This window comes from Stenotrophomonas sp. STEN056 (assembly GCF_056759635.1).
The window spans coordinates 1-5,069 of record NZ_JBRRDL010000059.1; the positions used below are offsets into that span (position 1 = coordinate 1).

Consider the following 5,069-nt stretch of genomic DNA (forward strand, 5'->3'; position numbering starts at 1 on the left):
GCCAAAGCCAAAGCCAAAGCCAAAGCCAAAGCCAAAGCCAAAGCCAAAGCTCGTGCGATGGTCTTCCCCGTTTCATCCATTCCCCGCGCAGGCAGGCCCCGTGCTGCATCCGTTGCAACTGTGACCACCGCCGCCGCTTTTCCGCCGATGCCTGCAGCAGCAGGGGCTGCGCGCGGTTGCATTGGAAACGCTGCATTCGTCCCTACGTTTGCGTATGGCGCGTTTTTGCCGGACCCGGTTGAAAAGGCGACAATGCAAAGGGTTCCCCACGGCGGCGGCCAAGCCGGGGGCGGGTGCCTGCTATTGCAGCGACGCCCGCACCACGGCCGGCCACCACGTCCCATGCACAACGCATCCGTCAGCAAGAGAGTTCCTGCCCCCATGTCGAATACGCCGAAGATCATCTACACGCTCACCGACGAAGCTCCGTTCCTGGCCACCCAGTCGCTGCTGCCGATCATCGATGCCTATACCGCCACTGCCGGTATCACCGTCGAAACCCGTGACATCTCCCTGTCCGGTCGCATCCTGTCGCAGTTCCCGGATTACCTGGAAGACGGGCAGAAGATCAGTGACGACCTGGCCGAGCTGGGCGCACTGGCGACCCAGCCGGAAGCCAACATCATCAAGCTGCCCAACGTGTCGGCCTCGGTGCCGCAGCTCAAGGCCGCGATCAAGGAACTGCAGGACCAGGGCTTCATCCTGCCGAACTACCCGGATGCGCCCACCGACGACGTCTCGCGCGACATCAAGGCGCGCTACGACAAGGTCAAGGGCAGCGCAGTGAACCCGGTGCTGCGCGAAGGTAACTCCGATCGCCGCGCACCGCTGTCGGTGAAGAACTACGCCCGCAAGCACCCGCACCGCATGGGCGCGTGGACGGCCGACTCCAAGTCGCACGTCGCGCACATGGACGGCGGTGATTTCTACGGCAGCGAGAAGTCGGCCACCGTTGCCAACGCCGGTAGCCTGAAGATCGAACTGGTGCAAAACGACGGCAGCACCGTCGTGCTCAAGGAAAAGACCGCGGTGAAGGCCGGCGAGATCGTCGATGCCTCGGTGATGTCGCGCCGCGCGCTGGCCAGCTTCATCGATGCGCAGGTGGCCGATGCCAAGGCCCAGGGCGTGCTGTTCTCGCTGCACCTGAAGGCCACGATGATGAAGGTCTCCGACCCGATCATGTTCGGCGTCGTGGTTGAGGAGTTCTACAAGGACGTGCTGGCCAAGCACGCCGCAGCGCTGAAGGAAGTGGGCTTTGATGCCAACAACGGCATCGGTGACCTGTACGCACGCCTGCCGCAGCTGCCCGAAGCCACCCAGGAAGCCATCAAGGCCGACATCGCCGCCGAGTACGCCAAGCGCCCGGCCGTGGCCATGGTCAACTCGGACAAGGGCATCACCAACCTGCACGTGCCGTCGGACGTGATCGTCGACGCCTCGATGCCGGCGATGATCCGCGACTCCGGCAAGATGTGGAACGCCGAAGGCAAGCTGCAGGACACCAAGGCCGTCATCCCGGACCGCTGCTACGCCGGCGTCTACCAGGCGGTGATCGAGGACTGCAAGCTGCACGGTGCGTTCAACCCGGCCACGATGGGCTCGGTGCCCAACGTCGGCCTGATGGCGCAGAAGGCCGAGGAATACGGCTCGCACGACAAGACCTTCCAGATCGCCGCCGATGGCGTGGTCAAGGTCAGCGACGAAGCCGGCAACGTGGTGTTCGAGCACGCCGTTGAAGCCGGTGACATCTGGCGCATGTGCCAGACCAAGGATGCGCCGATCCAGGACTGGGTGAAGCTGGCCGTCAGCCGCGCACGCCTGAGCAACACCCCGGCGCTGTTCTGGCTGGACGCCAACCGTGCCCACGATGCGCAGGTGATCGCCAAGGTCGAAAAGTACCTCAAGGACCACGACACCAGCGGCCTGGACATCCGCATCCTGTCGCCGGTGGAAGCCACTGCGGTGTCGCTGGAGCGCATCCGCAAGGGCCAGGACACCATCTCGGTGACCGGCAACGTGCTGCGTGACTACCTCACCGACCTGTTCCCGATCCTGGAGCTGGGCACCAGCGCCAAGATGCTGTCGATCGTGCCGCTGATGGCCGGCGGCGGCCTGTTCGAGACCGGCGCCGGTGGTTCGGCGCCGAAGCACGTGCAGCAGTTCGTCGAGGAGGATTACCTGCGCTGGGATTCGCTGGGCGAGTTCCTGGCCCTGGCCGCGTCGCTGGAACACCTGGCCCAGCGCTATGACAACAAGGGCGCAGCCGTGTTGGCCAAGGCCCTGGACGAAGCCAACGGCAAGTTCCTGGACAACGACAAGTCGCCTTCGCGCAAGCTCGGTGGCATCGACAACCGTGGCAGCCACTTCTACCTGGCCATGTACTGGGCACAGGCCCTGGCCGAGCAGAATGACGATGCCGCGCTGAAGGCGAAGTTCGCACCGCTGGCCGACGCACTGACCAGCAACGAGCAGAAGATCGTCGACGAGCTGGCCGCGGTGCAGGGCAAGGCCGTGGACATCGGCGGTTACTACCGTCCGGACGTGGCCAAGGCTGGCAAGGCCATGCGCCCGAGCGCCACGCTCAACGCTGCCGTTGCCAGCCTGAAGGGCTGATCACCGCCGCCTGCCAAGGCAGGTTTGCAGCCAACAGGAAACCTGCGCCTTTATCGGCGCAGGTTTTTTTTATGCAGCAATGGAAGCCGGTTTCACCACGCCGCTCACGGTGTTGTGCCGAACGTGACAGCGCGTGAGCAGTTCTTGTTTCGCAGGAAAGCGGGCGTTGAAATCCATGTCTGCCAGGTTTTTGTCTGCGCACTTTCACCCGCCGTGCACACGGCTGCCCCAGTATCCCGGCGCGATATCAATGCCCGTGTTGAGCCTTGCATCACGCTTGGAATTTCAGAGCAGTTGAACTGTGGGTGCAGTCACTCTTTCACACGCAGCATCTGGACTAGCCTGATAGAACAAACCTGGTATCGGGCTTGGCGCTCATCGTCGAAAGGGGAAGGGGGCATGACCAGGGTGCTGGTAGTGGGCTCGGACACCCGTGAGGAGCAGGCATTGCTGGGGCGGTTGCGGCAGGTGGCGGGATTGCCACCGGAGGCGCTGCAGCGCTGTGTCGATCTTGACCAGTGCGACCTGCTGTTGGTGCGTGATACGCCGGCGTTGCGCAGTGCAGCCATGCATATGGCGAGCAAGCGGCCGGCGATGCGGTTGTGGATGCATGACGATGAAGGTCTTGTCCACGATGGCCGTTCAACCTCGCCGCATCACCTGGATGACGCACAGATTCAACGCGCCCTGGCGCCTTCAACGTCATCATTGATTCCGGAAAATGTGGAAGGGCTGTTCCTGGCCAGTGGCGCCAAACAGACCACCCGCCTGTTGCGGCAACGCCTGCAGGAAAAGAAGGGCCATGCACTGTTGTCCGTGCAGGGCAGGCCCATGCTGCTGATCGACTTTGAGCATGACCAGGCCGTGTCGTTGAACACCGAGGCTTCCGCCGAGCCGAACCTGGCACGGCAATTGGGAGAGGTGTTTGATCTGCTGGCGCTGCAGGAAATGTCGTTGGAACGCTTCCAGGCAATGTCCGGCACGGCATCGCGGCAGCCGTTGCGGCCGCTGCTGTGGCAGATGGCACAACACAGCGACAACTGGACCGATTTTGAACGCCGCCTGCAACAGCATGCGCAGGTCAGCCTGCTGCGCTGGCCGGATTTCCGCGTACTCGCGCATCAGCATGATGGCTTCCGGCTGTGTTCGCTGCTGCTGAAGAAGCCCTGCAGCCTGCACGAATGCACGCGCCTGCTTGAACTGGACATCGACGCCACCCGTGCGTTCATGCGTTCGGCCTATCTGTGCGGTTATGCCGAAGTGAGAATCCCCGAGGTCGCACCGCCACCGCCGCCGCCGGCCAGGCAGGGGGCGAGCGCGTTGCTTGCGCGCATGTGGCGCAGCGTCCGCAATCGCACAGGAAGCTTTGCATGATCGAACACAAGATTGTCGTGCTGGGCGCGATGGGTGCCGGCAAATCAACCCTGGTGCGCGCGGTGGCCGGCGGTACCGTGATTGATACCGATGTGCTCAACACCGACACCAGCTCGTCCAAGCTGGCCACCACGGTGGCAATGGACTATGGCGATGTAAACCTGCCCAACGGCGACCGCCTGCGCTTGTACGGTACCCCGGGGCAGGAGCGTTTTTCCTTCATCTGGCCGGTATTGCTGCAGGGCGCGCGTGGCGTGGTGATCCTGGCTGATGCCTCCAATGCGGAGGTGGTGGAGGCGCTGGGCTGCTATCTGCGGGTACTGCGCGAACATGCCCCCAACGTGCCTGCGGTGGTGGGGGTCTCCAAGTTTGATCTGACACCGGATGTGGATCTGGATGCGTGCCAATGCCGTGTACAGGAACTGGCCGGCCGGCCGTTGCCGCTGGTGCCCTTCGACGCACGTTCGGAGGATGCGGTGATGATGTTGATGGATGTGCTGATGGGCGAAGTGGAAGCGGCCGCGCTACTGGAAGCGCATGTCTGACACAGGGAGCAACAGCGTGCTTGAGGACTGGGAAGTAGCGTTGGTGGAGCGGCAGTTGCAGGAATTCTGCGCATCGGTGGATGGCGTCAGCGCAGTGGTCATTGCCAGCGTGGATGGTTTTGCATTGGCGCAGGCGGCTACGCAGGCATCCAGCGGTGAGCGCCTGGCCGCCATGACCAGCGCGATGCTGGCCCTGGCCAGTGCGGTGGGCCGGGAGCTGTCGCTGGGCACGATGGAGGTGCTGATGCTCGAAGCCAGCGAGGGCAAGGTGCTGATGCAGTCGATGACCTTGCCACGGGGCTCCCTGCTGTTGATGGCAGCCTGCGGGCAACGCAGCGTCATTGGCCATGTGCTGTGGAGCGCCCGTGAATGTGGCCGCAAGATCCAGGCGGAATTGGCGGGGTAGGTGGTTGGGGGGATTGGGGCGGGGATTGGGGATTGGGGATTCGGGATTACGGGTTGGCAAAAGCGGATGGCCGCGGTGTGCGGGTGTAGGGGCGGGGGGGGGGGCCCGCGCGACCCCGCCGCGGCCGGTGG

The 5,069-nt window shown here is 63.8% G+C and carries 5 protein-coding genes; 4 read left to right on the plus strand and 1 reads right to left on the minus strand.

All coding sequences use genetic code 11. The features are described 5' to 3' along the window. The coding region (locus ACVOLO_RS17895; RefSeq protein WP_481571676.1) for a hypothetical protein at positions 1-182 on the minus strand (182 nt) is incomplete at its 3' end. Between the two features lie 199 nt (positions 183-381). On the opposite strand from ACVOLO_RS17895, the gene ACVOLO_RS17900 reads away from it, so the two are divergent. The 4 genes from ACVOLO_RS17900 to ACVOLO_RS17915 all read left to right on the plus strand — a co-directional run bounded on the left by ACVOLO_RS17900 (position 382) and on the right by ACVOLO_RS17915 (position 4,938). Next, positions 382-2,613 carry an NADP-dependent isocitrate dehydrogenase gene (locus ACVOLO_RS17900; RefSeq protein WP_481571677.1) on the plus strand — a complete coding sequence of 744 codons (2,232 nt, stop codon included), beginning with the start codon at positions 382-384 and terminating at the stop codon, positions 2,611-2,613. Positions 2,614-3,012: 399 nt separating this feature from the next. Next, positions 3,013-3,987 (plus strand): hypothetical protein, encoded by a 975-nt coding sequence (locus ACVOLO_RS17905; protein ID WP_481571678.1) that lies wholly within the window; start codon positions 3,013-3,015, stop codon positions 3,985-3,987. Continuing rightward, entirely contained in the window at positions 3,984-4,532 is a 549-nt protein-coding gene (locus ACVOLO_RS17910; RefSeq protein WP_481571679.1) for a GTP-binding protein, read from the plus strand. The genes ACVOLO_RS17905 and ACVOLO_RS17910 overlap by 4 nt, the downstream gene beginning before the upstream one ends. Then, the gene (locus tag ACVOLO_RS17915) at positions 4,525-4,938 is read left to right on the plus strand and encodes a roadblock/LC7 domain-containing protein (protein WP_481571680.1); all 414 of its coding nucleotides are present in this window, start codon (positions 4,525-4,527) and stop codon (positions 4,936-4,938) included. Before ACVOLO_RS17910 ends, ACVOLO_RS17915 begins: the two co-directional genes overlap by 8 nt. The last annotated feature ends 131 nt before the right edge of the window (positions 4,939-5,069 follow it).